Origin of the sequence: Bradyrhizobium sp. Cp5.3, assembly GCF_000426265.1 — a bacterium.
GTDB lineage: Bacteria > Pseudomonadota > Alphaproteobacteria > Rhizobiales > Xanthobacteraceae > Bradyrhizobium > Bradyrhizobium neotropicale.
In genome coordinates this window covers 1-15,684 of the sequence record NZ_AUFA01000041.1, presented here as the reverse complement: position 1 = coordinate 15,684, position 15,684 = coordinate 1, and the positions used below count along the sequence as shown (strand labels likewise).

Below are 15,684 nucleotides of genomic sequence, written 5' to 3'. Positions count from 1 at the left end.
CCGAAAGCACCGGACGGATGCAATCAACCCGCGCAAGACAGCGCCGCCGCGAGGTTTCTGCTGAACCGAACAGCCCGCGATTCTACGCGAGCGACGCCATCGCCCCCTGCAGCCTGGCCTGCTTGTATTCGCTCTCGTGGCTGCCCGGCTTCAGAAAGCTACGCTCCTGAAGCAGCTTCTGAGCAAGTGGCACCTTGTTCGCGCGGAGCGCCGCCTCAAGAAGGTACTGATCGAAGATGTCGCGCTGGGCGTGGCTCGCACCGATTGGACCGGTGACGTGACGCAGCGGCAGAATTCCATCCACGACATCGTCATATCGTCCTTGCTCGAAAGCGATGATACTCTCGCACAGGGGGACACCGAGCTTGCGGATGACGCCGCTTACGTAGCGCGTCTCGTCGCCGGCATAGCTCTTCATGGATTCGATCACTTTCTGAGCCGCATCGAAGCGCCGCTCGTGCGCCAAAGACATCACGCAATGGACGTCGGTGAAGATCAGCGCGTGATCGTCGACGTGCGTTTCGGCATGATCGGCGAGAGCCTCCCAGCGATTTCCGACGTCGAGGCCACAGAATTCGAGCCGGGCCAGGAGAGACGCGGCGTTCTGGATATCGAGATAGAAGTCGGATTTGTCGCCCTTGATCGCCTCATCATAGAGCTGCAGCGCGCCATCCAGACGTCCCGCGTCAATGTTGAACAGTGCCTTGTGCCACCACAGGTGACGTCGGAACGGATTTCTATCGTTCCACTGGTCAAGAGGATGATTGAGCCACTTGAGGCCCTCGCTATGTCGACCCTGCATCTCCAACACGTGGGCAACGGCGTGCAACGCCCACAGATCGTCAGGGCTGGCCTCGACGGCCTCTCGCCCGCAACGTTCGGCGTTCGCGTACTCGCCGTTCTCTTCAAAGCCGAACGCGAGCATGCCCAGAACATTGCCATAACCGGGCATGTCTTTGCGCCAACTCGCCAACACGGACGCAGGCACCGCACGCAAGGCGCGCGTCTGTCCCATCCAGAAGCTGTTGAAGTGGTGCAGTCGCAAGGCCAGGAGGTCGTGAGGATAGTCGAATAGAATGCGCTCCCAGCAGGTGTTTGCAGCCATGAGATCGCCAGCGATCCAAAAGCCCAACGCTTCAACGTGGCTCCGCTCCCGGCTATTTGCGCTGCCGAGGGTCGCTTGAGCATCCTTGAGAGCGGATCGGGCCTTGTCCATGACCAAAAACGTCCCGAAGACCATGAAGAAGTAGCCGCGCAAACAATGCGCCAGGCAAAACTGCGAATCGGCGTCCAGCGCCTCCTTCGCCAAGGGCATTGCTGTCGTCCGGTACTCGAGAAAGCTCTTGACTGCCCGATTATAGGAAGCCACGGCCGCCTCGTTCCGGCTGCTAAGTTCCAAGCCTCGATCGTCGAACATGGGACCTCAAAGTTTGACGTTTCGTTGAAGGTGATCGCTGCGAGCGTCCGAAAATCTCCCCTTCTCAGGCGCTCCAAGCGCGAGAGGAGGAAGCCCTCGAACAGACGTTGGCCGCGCCGTTCTGAGATTACTGGAGACGACCGTACGGATTGAGCGCGTCTGTCGGGCAAGTCTATCGCGTACGCAAAACCGCCTTCACGTGGCGCGGAAACTTGCAGTTCATTGCCAATTCTTGGGATTGCATTCGCGACGCCCATTAGTTTGCGCTTGGAGCGCCATGTGTCGCGCCATCGGCCAACTTAAGCAAACGAGATAAATTCACGAGACAGTTCAAAATTCATGAAGTGGAGAGCGCCCCCGCCATAGCCTAGCCTTTCGGAACCTTGGAACGCGTGCGGCTACGCGGAGGCTGCATGACCATGGCCTATCATTTGCGCGATCGCCTCGGCCGAATAGCCAAGCACTTCAGACAGCACCTGGCGAGTATGCTCACCCAGCACCGGAGCGGGGGTCTGGTTCTCAGCATTGGGATTGATAGGCAGCGTCCTTGGCATTCTGACCGAACCCAGGACCGGGTCTTCGACGAGCTTCAAATCTCTCGCACTCAGATGTTCGTTGCTGGCCATATCCTCAATAGATTGGATCGGCCCAACGCCCAGCGATTTCGACTCGAAGGCGGCGATGACGGTCGCCCGATCTCTTTCCCGGATCCAGCTCGACACCCACGCTTCAATCTCGTCTCGATGGGCGGTGCGTCCCGAAAGGGTAGCGAACCTCCCATCGGAAACCCAGTCAGGCCGATCGACCAATCCCGCGCAGCGCGCGAATTGCTCGTCATTCTGAACGGAAAGACAGATCCACTTGTCGTCCGCCGTCATGAAATGCCCTGTTGGAGCGCCCCCGAGACTGTGGTTGCCGTCTCTCTGCCAGGCTTTTCCAGTTGCCTCGTAGTAGGAGATGAGTGGTGCAATCATCTTGAACGCCACGTCATAAAGCGCGACGTCGACCGACGGTACGGGATCCATTCCGCCATTTCGCTGATGGAGGGCCAGCACCGCGCCGAACGCGCCAAGCAATCCCGTCATGAAGTCGCAGACCGGGACGGCACCGCCCGCCCTCATCGGCGGTCCATCGCGCTCACCCGTCAGATTGCTCAAGCCGCAAAAACCCTGCGCGACTGGATCATAGCCGCCGCGCCTGGAATTTGGGCCAACTCGACCGAAAGCAGAGACATGCACGACGATCAATCTGGGATTCAGCGACCGGAGCGCTTGGTCGCTCAATGCTATCTTGTCCAGCACGCCGGGCCGCAGGCTGTCGATGAGCACATCGCTGCTCTTGATCAGATCACGCAGGATCGCAAGGCCACCATCGTGGGTAATGTCTAGCACGACGGACTTCTTGTTCCGGCTGTTGACCTGCCAGAATGCACTGGTCCCATCGACAATCGGGCCAAATTGCCGAAGCACGTCACCCCGCCCCGGCCGCTCGATCTTGATGACTTCTGCTCCGTTGTCAGCCAGCAACGTTCCTACGAAAGGTCCAGCTATGAGCTCTCCCAGCTCAATCACACGGGTCCCGGCGAGCGGCTTGGCGGAAGAAATCGTCATGAACGAACTGGTGCCCCACACTGAACAGAATGCATCGATTGCTCGATGCTTTTCGAAAAAAAGGGCCCGGTACGTACATTGCACACACCGGGCTCAAGTAGCGGGGCCTGCGAACGCGAGCCCCCCGATCCGACCGGGAGGACGGTCGAAATTGTATCGCCACTATCGGACGAGGGCGCACAGCATCATGGACCCTGCCCGAGGCGGACGAGGCCGCAAACCTCATTCCGCGAGATTTTAGATGGACGGCGCTCGGTCCTCAGACCGCCATCTATTCTGAAGCATCGCGGGCCCGGCTTTTCTCAACTTGGACGTAACCGCCCCGCGTTTGCGGGATCTTCATGCCGAGCACGCGCGATGCCACCAGGGTTCTGAGCACTTGGGCTGTCCCGCCGGCAATGGTGAACATGCGGGCATCTCTCACCGCGCGTTCCATGGGATAATTGCGCGAGTATCCGCGAGCGCCGAAGAGCTGCAATGCTTGATTGGTGACGTTGTTGGCAGTTTCCGAAGCGATGATCTTCGCTTGCGCAGCCAAGAGAGGGTCCGGAAATGGGTTCGCACTCAAAGCAGCTTGATGCAGCGACAGGCGCGCTGCATTCACGGCGACCGCCATGTCGGCCACCATCCATTGCAATCCCTGGAACTCCGCTATTGGACGACCGAACTGCTCACGCTCCTTCACGAAAACTAGAGACTTTTCGAATGCGCCTTGCGCAATGCCGAGCGCAACCGTGCCTGCGCCAACACGTTGGCTATTGTAGGCATCAATGAGATCAGCAAACCCGCGACGAAGCCCGCGCGGCGGCAGAACGAGCATATCGTCCCTGATCTCAAGATCTTCGAAAATGATCTCTGTTTCGGGAATCCCGCGAAGGCCCATTGCCGGCTCGCGCTTGCCGACTTTCAGACCGGGGGTCCCAGCCACGGCAAGGAACCCTCCGATCCCCTGCTCCTCTCCACGCTCATCGAAAATGCGGGCAAAGATCAAATGCAGCTTGGACACACCGCCGCCCGTAATCCAATGCTTCTTCCCGTTGATGACATAAGTACCGCCGCGCTTGTCTGCGCGTGTAGTCATCTCGGTTGCAGCCGAACCGGCATTCGGCTCGGTAATGCAAATCGCAGGCTTGTCGCCGGCGAGAACCAATTCCGCCGCCATCCGCTTCTGCTTTTCTGTACCGTACTGCATAACGGCCGAGATCGCGCCCATGTTGGCTTCGACCGTAATCCGACCGGTAGCACCGCAGACGCGGGCCATTTCCTCGATGATGAGGGTCGCCTCAAAGAAACTTCCGCCGCGACCGCCATACTCCTTAGGCACCGTGTAGCCCATAAATCCGGCTTTGGTCAGCGCCTTCACGTTGTCGTAAGGATAAGCCTCCGTTCGGTCGACCTCAGCGGCCCTCTCGGCGAATTGCGCCTCTGCAAGCTCGCGCGCAGCGGCTTTCAGCTTCTGTTGCTCAGGCGAGAGCTTCATATCCATGGGACGGATCCTCTTCAGGTACGGGACGGTCGGCCGGTTTTCACTCTCGGAAGGATCGAAAGGCAAACGAATATTTTGCGAAGTCTACTTCAAATTATGTTAAGTTGCCTGTCATGAGCATCAGACAGCTTCGCACACTCGTGGCCATTGCCGATGGCGGCAGCTTTAACGCGGCGGCTCAGCGACTCTACATGACCCAATCGGCGGTCAGCATGCAGATGAAGGCCTTGGAAGTCGACATGAGATCCAAGCTCTTCGACCGAACCATCAGGCCGCCGGTTCTCAATAGTAGCGGCTGGCGTCTCGTCGACGAAGCTAGACAGATTATCGAGCGTTACGACTCCCTTCGGCTGCTTGCGTCGACACCATCGACGGGCCTTACGGGGTCGTTGAGGCTTGGCGTCATCCCTTCCGTTGCGACGCACCTGCTTCCGCAGACGCTATCGAAGCTGCGGAACGAGCACTCGAGCTTACGAATTCAAATCCAAAGTGGGCTGTCGCCTGAACTTGCCTTCAAGGTTGAGGAAAAGCACCTGGATGTTGCTATCGTTACCGAGCTGGAACGTTTGGATCCATCAGCCGTCTTTGAACAGATATTGGAAGAAGAACTCAAGGTCGTCATTCACAAGGATTTGGCCCGGGGTTCGGTCGGGGAAATGCTGCGAACATATCCATTCGTTCGCTTCAATCCTGCCATGGGGGTCGGACGGGTCATCGATTCAACATTACGCGCGCGTCGGATTCTGGTGAACGATTTCATGGAGTTCGACTCCATCGAGACAATGATCCGCATCGTGAAACTCAAGCTCGGAGTGACTATCATTCCCGTCGGCTTATTTTCTCCGGACCTCGACGTCCTGAAGTCGATCTCGTTCGATCCGCCAGTTCATAGGCGAATCGGGATTTTGGCTCGCCGTGGGACAATTGATGCTCCTACCGTTCGGGCTGTTGCTGATGCGTTCAAATCATTCGTAACCGCGCCCCGCGGCAAGCGTAAGCGATAATGCAAGCAGCGTAGTGCTGGTCTTATTCGACCTGGACACCCGCGCCCTTGATTATGGGAGTCCAACGATCGACCTCCCGCTTCACCAGGTCTCTGAAGGCTATCGGTCCCCTCTCGCCAGGGGCCGGAGCGTCGGCACCAAGGTCAGCAAGTCGTTGCTGCGTCATCGGATCATCCAACGTTTTAGCCAGAGCCTCGCTCATCTTTTCGATAATCGGTTGAGGCGTGCCTTTCGGAAAGAACAGTCCGTTCCAAATGACCGCGTCCAGTCCTGGCATCCCGGCTTCAGCGGCCGTGGGGATCTCGGGGAGCGCCGGCGATCGTTTAGGTCCAAAGATCGAAATAACCTGAACGGTACCTCCCTTGGCCTGGCCGACAACGTTGGTAATCTGATCGCACATGTAGTCTATTTGACCGCCGATCAAATCGTTGAGCGCAGGCGACGTACCACGATACGGGACATAGTTGGGATTTGCACCGACCTGCAAATTGAAGAGCAGGCAAGCGACATGTGAGGTTGAGCCGACCCCAGCATGTCCGATATTGAGCTTCGAATCATTCGCCTTCACGAAAGCCGCCAACTCCTCGAGCGAGTTTGCCGGGCCCGGCTTCTTGGTCAGAATGACTTGAGGCGCATTGGCCACGTTTCCGATCGTCTCGAAATCCTTCAGAGGGTCATATGGAAGCTTGGAATAAAGAGAGACCGCAAAGGCGTGCGTTCCGGTTTGGCCCAATAGCATCGTGTAGCCATCTGGGGCCGCGCGCGCGACGCGCATCGCTCCGATCGTACCGCCTGCACCGCCCACGTTTTCTACGATGACCTGTTGGCCGAGGCGGGTCGAGAGACCGGCCGCGGCAATTCGCGCAACAACATCGGTCGGACCACCCGCCGCGAACGGCACCACCAACGTAATCGCCCTGCTAGGATATTCGTCCGCAGCCTTACTGGCTCGTACACACAACGCGGCGATGGTTGCGATCGCCGCAACCGCCATCTTGTTCACCGACGCTCCCCCTCTTTTCCTTAGTTGTTCGTCGTTCCGCGCAACGAGATTTGCGAATCCGAGCACAGCCATACGAGAAGAAGCAGCTACGACGCGCAGACGCCATCGCCTAAGCATGGTCCTCAGCCAATCGAACTCGGTCTACGTCAATTCGGACCCGAGACGGATCGAAATGCAAACCAAAATTTTAGACGAGTGACTTCAGAATTTCTTACGCGTGCTCCTCTCCCTATCCGCTTGGTCGGCATGCAGCGCGAGGGTCGGAGGTAAGTGCGGGGCCAAATGGTTGCTGCAAGCGACATACGACCCAACTCGTCAGGTCACATTAGCCTTGCCGCGCAACAACGCTTCGCGGATCTTGTCCCGCGACCATCTGCGCCATCAACTTGATTCGCGCAGCCGTCGCATCGTCGCGACCGGCGTCGAGCGTAAGCCGTGGGTACGGAGCCCATAGGGCGCAGTACCAGGGTTACTCCTCGACCATGATGTTGCCGGCGGGGATGGCCTTCATCGCGTCAGGAGTTCGTTGGTATAAAAAGACGAGGACGGTCTTGGCATGCCGATGTCCTCAACGGTCCGGATGAGATGGACAGCATCCGAGATCGTGTTGTCTTCGACCCAGCCGAGCGGCTTTCCCGCCCCAGGTGGAATGGATCGAGAGGTTGCTTCAACCTGCTCTCGCACGATCGCATCAGCTGGTCCGGTCCGCCAGACAGTCTTAAGTGCAGCGGTGGCGGCGTCCGGATCGCTCCGCGTCATCTCGATCGCCCGGTTCGTTGCGCTAAAAAACCGACGAAGCGCGACGGCATTCTTTTCCACGGCAGCGACCCTTACGACCACCGCCAGGCCAGGGACCGCTAGGCCGAACTCCGGCAGGTCGAGCACTGCAAAATCGCTGCCGGTCTTGTCCCTAAGTGTCGGCAGGTCGCTGGTGCGATAAACGCCAACGACGTCGACCTTTCCTTGCATGAACTGCGAAATTCGAACCTGGCTGTCCATGTGAATCTTCTTGATCTTGTTACAGTCGATCTTGTTTCGACTACAAAAGACGTCGAGATATGCTGTTGATGTCTCGCCGATCGAGCTCGCGATCGACTTCTCTTCAAGATCAGCGGGCCTCAGGACCGGGTTTGCCTTATGCGAGATGAACACCACCGGAGCCTCTGGCTGATACAAGGCCACGATCTTTATTGGCATTCCCTTTTGAATTGCGGTGATGGCGAATATCCCGGGAACCACCGCGAGGTCCTCTCGCCCCTGCACGACGGCAGCGAGTGCGGCTTGGGCTCCGGCACCTTCACCGAGGTTCAAGTCGATTCCCGCCTCCTTGTAGACACCGCTTTTCTGCCCAAGGTAGAAAAAGGCATATTCCCCCTTCAGCTTCCAGCTAAAGCGCAGATTCAGAGTCTCCGCCGCGACGCTTTGGGACAGTAGGGCGACTGCACTGGCCGCGCTCAAGCCCGCGAAGCAAATGAGACGTCTGATGTACGACATGCGTCCTCTCCGCAGCCAAGGCCACGGCTCCATAGTACGAGTTCTTGTGCAGGAAATGGCCCGCTCCCGAGCCGGCTGGTCAGCGGCATCGAAAGCGGGCCCTCGTGCTTCCGAGCCGGGTGGTCGAGCGGCTTCGGAGGCAGATAAATCGACGAGATTGTCGCCTCTTACCCCTCGAATGTCAGCGGAACTGTTTCGTGACGAACGTCGCTGAATCGACCAAACTTAGCGCCTTCGGTGATTGGCCACCGGAACTAACCGTCCAGGCTCCGCCGAAGAGCCTGGACGACGCTGCAGAGTTTCACCACCGCGGCATTCCCGCCCCATGCGAACAGGTGCTAGAACTTCACCGAGACGCCGGCGCTGGCCGATTTTTCCGTACAGCTATTGGTGCTGACGCCCGTTGCCGCGATGGTGCAAGTTCCGGGAGTGGCGTTGCTATCAAGGCCGTACTTGTTCTGCCAGTAACGGTAGGCAACCCACAGATCGACAAAGTGACTGTACTTGGGGCCGATGAAGGCCTTGCTGGCATCGAAGGTCAAGCGGATCGGTTCGCTGTTTATTTCGATCTTGCTGGCGTTGCTGAAACGTCCGACGCCGGACCGCGCAGGGAGGGTGTTGATATCGCCCTTCTGCCCAGTCACGGAAACGCGGCCACTGATCGCGAAGTACCTTATGCTTTCGGGGAGGAATCCCAGATCCATGTAGTAATTGGTCTCGACCTTCCACGTCGGCGGGAACACCCTGTTTCCGTCCGCGAGGCAGGTCACCCCGGGAACGCCCGGATTGAAGAGACCGCACTGAAGAAACGATTTGTGGCTCGCCAACCCCGCGACCACCAGGGGCGCCACGTTGACATAGCCCTTGTATGGAAGGTCGAAGGCGAATTGCAGACCGCCGACGACGTTGTTCGTCGTGGGCGCATAATAGCTGATCGCCGTGCCGAGATCGACGCCAACCTCGAACGAGATGTTTCGCAGCGGCCCAATCTTGAACGCGTTAGTGTTGAATATCTCGTTCCAGCCGAACGTGCTGCGCTCGATGCCGTAGAATTCCGTCGCGCCGGCGCAGGCTCCTGTCGTGCCGAACGGCAAGGTACCGGTGGGTTGGCAAGGTGAAGCAGGATCGTTGTGTGTGGATTTCAACATATCAATGTTGAAGAAGTTCGTGCCATAAGCCCACACATCGAAATGAGTAAACGAATATCCTCGCCGAGTTGCGCACTACGGCGCCATCGGTTGACATTTTCTATCAAGGTCCCAGCACCCGCTTCTTTCGGACGGAAATCGATTTCCTGATTGTTCCTGATCGATTCATGTTGGAGGATTGCCCGTTCACCGTCCTCCCTTCGACGAATTACGTGTGCATCGTGTGGCAGGACAACGCCGCAGTCGGGGACAGCTTGTCGCTCGACCAATTTCTCGAGATGCGCCATGCACAAGCCTACAGCGAACGGACGACATTCATAGAGACCTGGTTCTTCAAGCAATTTGGTCGGGCTCCCCGAGCCGGGATAACTGCGCCAAGCTTCACACTCATTCCAGAAGCCATCATCGGGACCCGCTTCTTGGCGCTGATACCCGCAGACTTAGCAGAACGCGCGGCTACCACCCTGCCGATAAGGCAAGTAGCAGCTCCCATATCACTCCCCCTGATGAGCGACGTCCTTCAATGGCGCATCTCACATGAGAGAGATCCCGGCCTGCAGTGGTTACGAACTCTCATTCAAGATGTCGCGCACCGACGACACAAGTCCCTGATCGCGCGCTCGTCGCGGGACGCTTAGATCCCACTCGAAGGCCCGCTGCTTCGGCTCTTGCCCGTGCAGCAAAAGCCCGGAACCGACACTCGGCTCCTCCAAGCCACCGCGACAACACAGTGGGCTGGAGAACTCGCCGCCCGGCCAATCCACAGCGACGACGTATGTCTAGCGCCCCCTCCAATTCGGCTTTCGCTTCTCTGCGAAAGCCTGCGGACCTTCTACCGCGTCCGCAGAAGCAAGCATCGCCTTCATGGCCGGGTAATCCCATTCCTCCGAAAGCCCCTCGGCGATAGAGCGCGACAATCCCTGGAGGACTGCTTCCTTCGTGGCCCGGACTGACATTGGACTACAGGCAAGGATCTCGCCGGCCCAACGTCTGGCCGCCTCCAGAACGTCACCACTCACCACCTCATTGACGAGCCCCAGCGAGAGCGCTTCCTCGGCGCTGACCCGCCGCCCGGTCAGCATCATGCCCATTGCTCGCTTGAGGCCGATCTCGCGAGGCAACCGCTGAATCCCTCCGGCGAGCGCCGCCAGGCCGACACGCGGTTCCGGTAGAGCAAACACGGCATTATCCGACGCGACCACGATGTCGCACGCCAGCGCGATCTCGAAACCGCCCCCCATCGCAACTCCGTTGACTGCCGCAATTACCGGCTTCGCAAGGTCAAAGCGCTTCGTCAGACCACCAAAACCCTTGAGCGGGGTTACAAGTCCCCCGCCAGCAGCTTGCTGTTTTAGATCGTGGCCAGCGCAGAAGGCCTTCTGTCCGGCACCCGTGATGATACCGACCCACTGTTCGTCATCAGCGGCAAATTTGTCGAAGACGTCTTCAAGTTCGGAATGGCAAGCAAAGTTCAAGGCATTGTGTGCTTCAGGCCGGTTAATCGTCACGATTGTGCAGTGCCCCTCACGGGAGACCTTGACATATTCGTACGTCATTTCCGCTTAGCCTTTCGACGTGGGGTTACGCTGGACGACAAGATCAATGCACGCGAAATTTTCCGCGTCTCGCGATTAGAATCCGATGAAGGTTGTGAATTCTGATAGGTCAGCGCGATCTGCGCGCAGACTGTTGATCGGATGTTCGCGATCCATGTAGCCCAGAGCCATGCCGCAAAAGAGCATGAGATGCGACGGCAAGCCGATGAATTCCGCGACTGTCTTGTGCCAGAGCGCCCAGGCCTCTTGCGGACAGGTACTCAACCCTTTCTCGACTGCGAGCAACATAATGGATTGCATGTACATGCCGAGATCGGCCCATTGCCCCGGCTCCATCTGGCGATCGATGGCGAAAAACAATCCGACAGGCGCACCGAAGAACGTGAAGTTCTTTGCGAGCTGATTGAGACGCGCAGCTTTGTCTTCGCGCGGAATTCCGATCGTGCGATAGAGATCTTCGCCGTTCTTGAATCGCCGGGTTCTATACGGCTCTTTCAGTTCTGGCGGATAGATGTTGTATTCCGGCTGCTCGCCCGCCGGGTTGATCTTGATCCGCTCGGCCATCAACGCCTTGAATCGCGCGAGTTCTTGGCCGCCTAGTGCCCAGACATGCCAAGGCTGTAGATTTCCGCCAGAAGGCGAGCGGCTCGCTGCCACCAAAATATCTTGGACAATCTCGGCGGGGACTGGGAAGTCCGAGAATGCCCGCACGGAGGTCCGCGAATTCACCGCGTCAGAAACGTTCATGAAGGTTACTCCAAAGACCCAGGCGAGGAGGATTGTCAGCCGATCCTGACGACCATCTTTCCGAGCGCCGAGCGCGTAGTCATCGCCTTGAATGCTGCGTGGAAGTCCTCGAATGCAAAGACTTTTCCCACAACGGGGACGAGTGTCTTGTCGCTCAACCAAGTAAATAGCTGGCCGATGACGCGATCTCGCACGTCCGGTTCACGACGACCAATTTGCGCGAGGTCGACACCCAGCAGCGCTCCCCCTTTTAGGAGAGGCAGATTGAACCGCAGCGCCGGAATCGTTCCGGAAGCAAAACCGACCACCAGGTGCCGCCCATTCCAGGCGATCGACCGGAATGCTTGCAAGCTCAGGTCTCCACCGACGGGATCATAGATCACGTCGGCGCCGCGACCACCGGTGACTTCCTTGAGCTCGTCGCGCCAGCCTTCACGTGTGTAATCCAGGCTCGCATCGGCGCCAAACTTGATCGCAAATTGTCGCTTCTCCTCAGTCGAAGCCGCAGCAATGACCCGGGCGCCCAGCAACTTTCCGACCTGAACAGCGGCAATTCCCACGCCCCCCGCCGCCCCCAAAACCAGGAGCGTTTCGCCGCTCTGCAACTTTCCCCGAGCGCTGAGTGCATATAGTGCCGTGAGATAGTTGGCGAAGAACGAGGCCCCGACCTCGGGCTCAATGCCTTTCGGCGTAACGAAAAGGTCCGCGGGTGCTGCGCAGATGTATTCCGCAAGGCCGCCATTTCTCACCATCCCAATGACCGGCGTACCGGGCGCGAAGCCCTCAACATCTGCGGCCGTCTCGTCGACCACGCCCGCAAACTCCGAACCGGGTGTGAACGGCAACGGGTCCTTGGTCTGATACAGGCCCTGCACCTTCAAGCCGTCGACGAAACCGACGGCTGCGGCCTGAATTCGAACGCGGACCATGCCCGCTGACAGTTCCGGCTTAGGCACGTCCTTGATGGTGATATTTTCGATCCGGTCGTAAGTCTCAACCAAGACTGCTTTCATGAAATCCTCTTGAGCGTGCCGACTTGGCGGCCAACGAGTACACGCGACAGAATTTGAACAATTCCGACAGCCCTAAAGCGACCTGGAGATCACTTCCTTCATCATTTCGCTAGTTCCACCGTAAATGCGCTGCACGCGTGCGTCGGCATACATGCGTGCAATGAGGTACTCATTCATGAAGCCGTATCCACCGTGCAGCTGCAAACACTCGTCGATGACCTTACCCTGCTGCTCCGATGCCCAGAGTTTGGCCATCGACGCGGTGGCCGCATCCAGCGTGCCGGAGACCAGCGCTTCGACGCACTGGTCGACAAAGCTGCGAGTGACCTTGGTGGCCGTCGCCAATTCGGCAAGTCTATATTTCGTGTTCTGAAATTCAGCGATCGCCTTTCCGAACGCTTTTCGTTCACGAACAAAGGCAAGCGTGGCCTCCAGAGCTCCCTCCATTGCTGCCACCGCCATCACGCCGATAACGGTGCGTTCATAAGGCAGGTCAGACATCAATTGATAGAAGCCACGACCTTCCACTCCGCCGAGTAGATTTGAGGTCGGAACCACGACCTCATCGAAGAACAGTTCGGAAGTGTCCTGCGCCTTCAGTCCAAGCTTATCGAGGACGCGGCCGACCCTAAAGCCGGGAGCCTTTGCAGTCTCAACCAGGATGATCGACATTCCGCTCGCTCGCTCAGCCGGATTGGTCTTCGCGACAACGAGCACCAGTCCTGCAAGCAGGCCGTTGGATATGAAGGTCTTGGAGCCGTTGATCACATAATTCCCACCGCGTTTCTCCGCGCGGGTTCGGATGGACTGGAGATCCGACCCCGCCCCTGGTTCGGTCATTGCGATGGCGCCGACCAGCTCCCCACTCGCCAGGCGCGGCAAATACTCGCGCTTTTGCTCCTCGGTCCCATGGTTAAGCAGATAGTGGGCGACGATCGTGTGAACGGACGGGTTCATTCCCGTCAGGCCACGACGCGACATGGCGTCGTAAAAAATGGCCTCATGTCGAAAATCACCCCCGCCGCCGCCATACTCTGCGGGGATGTCTGAACACAGAAGCCCAAGCGCTCCGGCCTTCAGCCAGAGTTCGTGGCCGACATTGCCTTGCTTGCGTGCCTCCTCGTCCAGCGGCGCCATCTCCCTCTCAACGAAGCGCGACACTGTGTCTCGGTACATTTCTAGGTCGGCGTCGAGCCAGGAGGGTCGATAGTCGATCATGCGTTACTCGCCATTGTGACGAACGCAAATTGCGTTCATTGCCCTTGCGTCTGCGCGAAAGAGCGGCCGCGTGCAGTTTGATAACGAGGGGCAGCGCCCCTCCAATCGGACGTAACCGGCTAGGGCCGACCGCGCACACCCTTCGACAAAGACCCTAGAATCAGAGCTGCCGTGTAAAAGGCATGCGCGGTCCACGAAGCGGTCAGTCGTCGGCGTCGCCGTTGATTACACCACCGAAGAGCTCCCACTTCTCTCCGCTGAACCGCATTAACTGGAGTTGGCTAATCGGCGCAAAGTCGGTCGGAGAGGTGTTCACGTAGATACCAGGCAACAGTGCCTCGGTGCGCCAGTTCTTCAGGTTCGCAGCCTGCTTCATGACGTTCTCGCGAGTGAGATCGTCGCCGCACTGCTTCAACGTCTGAGCCAGCGTCTCTGCGAGAGCGTAGCCGGTGATCAGCAATATGTCGCGCTTGTTTCCTTCCGGATAGTATTTGCCCAGAAAGCTCTGAAACTCCTTCATTCCGGGATCATTGTCCCACTGCGGATCTGCAGGGTCCTTCAGGTACGTCGCCGAAATGATGCCTTGCGCGTTCTCGAAGCCGGCCGGTTTGATCACACTGCCCACAGAGGCCGAGACATTGCTGAGGATATGCAGCGGCTTCCAGTCAACTTCCGCGATCTTCTTGATGGCCTGAGCCGCAAATTTGGGAGAGCTGATGTTGACCAGCGTATCGGCCCCCGAAGCCTTGAGCTTGACGATATGACTCTCGATCGTCGGCTCCGTCGTCTCATAACTCTCCTCGGCGACGATCTGTGCACCGAGCTTCTCCTTGAGGCCCTTCAGATAGTCCTTCCCGAGATCGTCATTCTGGAAGAATACCGCAACTTTTGCGTTCGGCTTTCCCTTGAGAATGTACTTCGCATAGGCGCGCGCCTCGCTTTGATAAGACGGCTGCCAACCCGTGGTCCAGGGGAAATTCTTGGGGTCGTTGAATTTCGTTGCACCCGCCGCGACGAAGAGCTGCGGAACTTTTTTCGAGTTCAGATATTTCTGGATGGCTGTGTTGTTGGCCGTGCCCAGCGGATCGAACATGAGCAGAACCTCATCACTCTCCACCAGCTTGCGCGTTTGCTCGACGGCCTTTGGAGGCGAGTAGGCGTCATCGTAACTGATGAAGTTGACCTTGCGACCGTTGATGCCGCCCTTGTCGTTGATCATCCTGAAATAGGCGGCCTCCACTTGGCCGATGACGCCGTAAGCGGATCCTGGACCACTGTACGGCATGAGATTCCCGACCTTGATCTCGGTGTCGGTAGCCCCGGCATCGTACTTTTTCTGTGCAAGCGCGCTGCCAGAGGCGAGCGCGATCGCTGCTGTCGCCAATGCAGTCGCCCGTATAGTCCTTCCAAACATCTGAGGTCTCCTTGTTAAGTTTCACTTCTGTTTGATTTTGGCGATCCAAGCTTCGCTTTGGACCACGACCTGCCTTGCGCCGTGCGGCACGAGGTAGATGACGAGGAACAGGAGCACGCCGAACACGGCGCCGGAGAGGCCCTTGGAGATGCCCTCGGCGAGGTTCGGCACGAAGATGATGAAGGCGGCACCGACGATCGAGCCGGGCAGCCAGCCGACGCCGCCGACGACCATGCCGAGGAACTGCTGGATGGCGAGCGTGATGGTGAAGCTGTCCGGTGCCACGAACTGCACCGCGATCGCGCTGAGGCCGCCGGCGACGCCGGTGATGCCGGCGGAGACGCCGAAGGCGAGGGTCTTGTAGAGCGCGACGTTGACGCCCATCGCGGAGGCGGCGATCTCGTTGTCGCGGATCGCCATGAAGGCGCGGCCCGAGCGGGAGCGCAACAGGTTCACCGAGAACAGGTAGATCGCCAGCGTGACGACCAGCGTGAAGTAGTAGAGCCACATGTCCTGCGACATCGGCAGGCCGAACGGCGCATCGGGCTTGGTGACGACGAGGCCCTGCACGCCG

At 58.5% G+C, this 15,684-nt stretch carries 12 protein-coding genes and 2 pseudogenes; 2 read left to right on the top strand and 12 right to left on the bottom strand.

Going from position 1 to position 15,684, the window contains the following annotated elements; translation table 11 throughout:
* Positions 1-82 precede the first annotated feature (82 nt).
* From K289_RS46045 to acdA, 3 genes are all read right to left on the bottom strand, one after another.
* Positions 83-1,417 carry a tetratricopeptide repeat protein gene (locus tag K289_RS46045; RefSeq protein ID WP_051311075.1) on the bottom strand — a complete coding sequence of 445 codons (1,335 nt, stop codon included), beginning with the start codon at positions 1,415-1,417 and terminating at the stop codon, positions 83-85.
* Between the two features lie 398 nt (positions 1,418-1,815).
* Entirely contained in the window at positions 1,816-3,027 is a 1,212-nt protein-coding gene (locus K289_RS0133725; RefSeq protein WP_035686781.1) for a CaiB/BaiF CoA-transferase family protein, read from the bottom strand.
* 271 nt (positions 3,028-3,298) lie between these two features.
* Positions 3,299-4,513 (bottom strand): 3-sulfinopropanoyl-CoA desulfinase, encoded by a 1,215-nt coding sequence (gene acdA, locus K289_RS0133720; protein WP_027555497.1) that lies wholly within the window; start codon positions 4,511-4,513, stop codon positions 3,299-3,301.
* Between the two features lie 113 nt (positions 4,514-4,626).
* Here acdA and K289_RS46040 point away from each other — a divergent pair, with 113 nt between their 5' ends.
* Entirely contained in the window at positions 4,627-5,517 is an 891-nt protein-coding gene (locus K289_RS46040) for a LysR family transcriptional regulator (RefSeq protein ID WP_051311073.1), read from the top strand.
* Between the two features lie 22 nt (positions 5,518-5,539).
* On the opposite strand, the gene K289_RS0133710 is transcribed toward K289_RS46040, so the two are convergent.
* From K289_RS0133710 to K289_RS46035, 3 genes and pseudogenes are all read right to left on the bottom strand, one after another.
* A complete protein-coding gene (locus tag K289_RS0133710; protein ID WP_051311085.1) occupies positions 5,540-6,511 on the bottom strand; it encodes a tripartite tricarboxylate transporter substrate binding protein in 972 nt (323 codons plus the stop codon).
* 516 nt (positions 6,512-7,027) lie between these two features.
* Positions 7,028-8,014 carry an ABC transporter substrate-binding protein gene (locus K289_RS0133705; protein WP_035686778.1) on the bottom strand — a complete coding sequence of 329 codons (987 nt, stop codon included), beginning with the start codon at positions 8,012-8,014 and terminating at the stop codon, positions 7,028-7,030.
* A gap of 338 nt (positions 8,015-8,352) precedes the next feature.
* Positions 8,353-9,219 (bottom strand): annotated as a pseudogene (locus tag K289_RS46035) (hypothetical protein); the annotation flags it as partial.
* Positions 9,220-9,230: 11 nt separating this feature from the next.
* Here K289_RS46035 and K289_RS53170 point away from each other — a divergent pair.
* A complete protein-coding gene (locus K289_RS53170; protein WP_156918333.1) occupies positions 9,231-9,800 on the top strand; it encodes a LysR substrate-binding domain-containing protein in 570 nt (189 codons plus the stop codon).
* A 141-nt stretch (positions 9,801-9,941) separates the two neighbouring features.
* Here the strand turns inward: K289_RS53170 and K289_RS0133690 are convergent, their stop codons facing one another.
* From K289_RS0133690 to K289_RS0133665, 6 genes and pseudogenes are all read right to left on the bottom strand, one after another.
* On the bottom strand, positions 9,942-10,718 hold the full coding sequence (locus K289_RS0133690; protein ID WP_027555493.1) for an enoyl-CoA hydratase-related protein: 777 nt from the start codon (positions 10,716-10,718) through the stop codon (positions 9,942-9,944).
* 75 nt (positions 10,719-10,793) lie between these two features.
* Positions 10,794-11,465: a nitroreductase gene (locus K289_RS0133685; protein ID WP_027555492.1), complete on the bottom strand. Its 672-nt coding sequence runs from the start codon at positions 11,463-11,465 to the stop codon at positions 10,794-10,796.
* 35 nt (positions 11,466-11,500) lie between these two features.
* Positions 11,501-12,478 (bottom strand): NADPH:quinone oxidoreductase family protein, encoded by a 978-nt coding sequence (locus tag K289_RS0133680; protein WP_027555491.1) that lies wholly within the window; start codon positions 12,476-12,478, stop codon positions 11,501-11,503.
* A gap of 72 nt (positions 12,479-12,550) precedes the next feature.
* Positions 12,551-13,696, bottom strand: coding sequence for an acyl-CoA dehydrogenase family protein (locus K289_RS0133675; protein ID WP_027555490.1), 1,146 nt, complete (start codon positions 13,694-13,696; stop codon positions 12,551-12,553).
* 202 nt (positions 13,697-13,898) lie between these two features.
* On the bottom strand, positions 13,899-15,110 hold the full coding sequence (locus K289_RS0133670; RefSeq protein ID WP_027555489.1) for an ABC transporter substrate-binding protein: 1,212 nt from the start codon (positions 15,108-15,110) through the stop codon (positions 13,899-13,901).
* A gap of 21 nt (positions 15,111-15,131) precedes the next feature.
* Positions 15,132-15,684: pseudogene (locus K289_RS0133665) on the bottom strand (branched-chain amino acid ABC transporter permease); the annotation flags it as partial.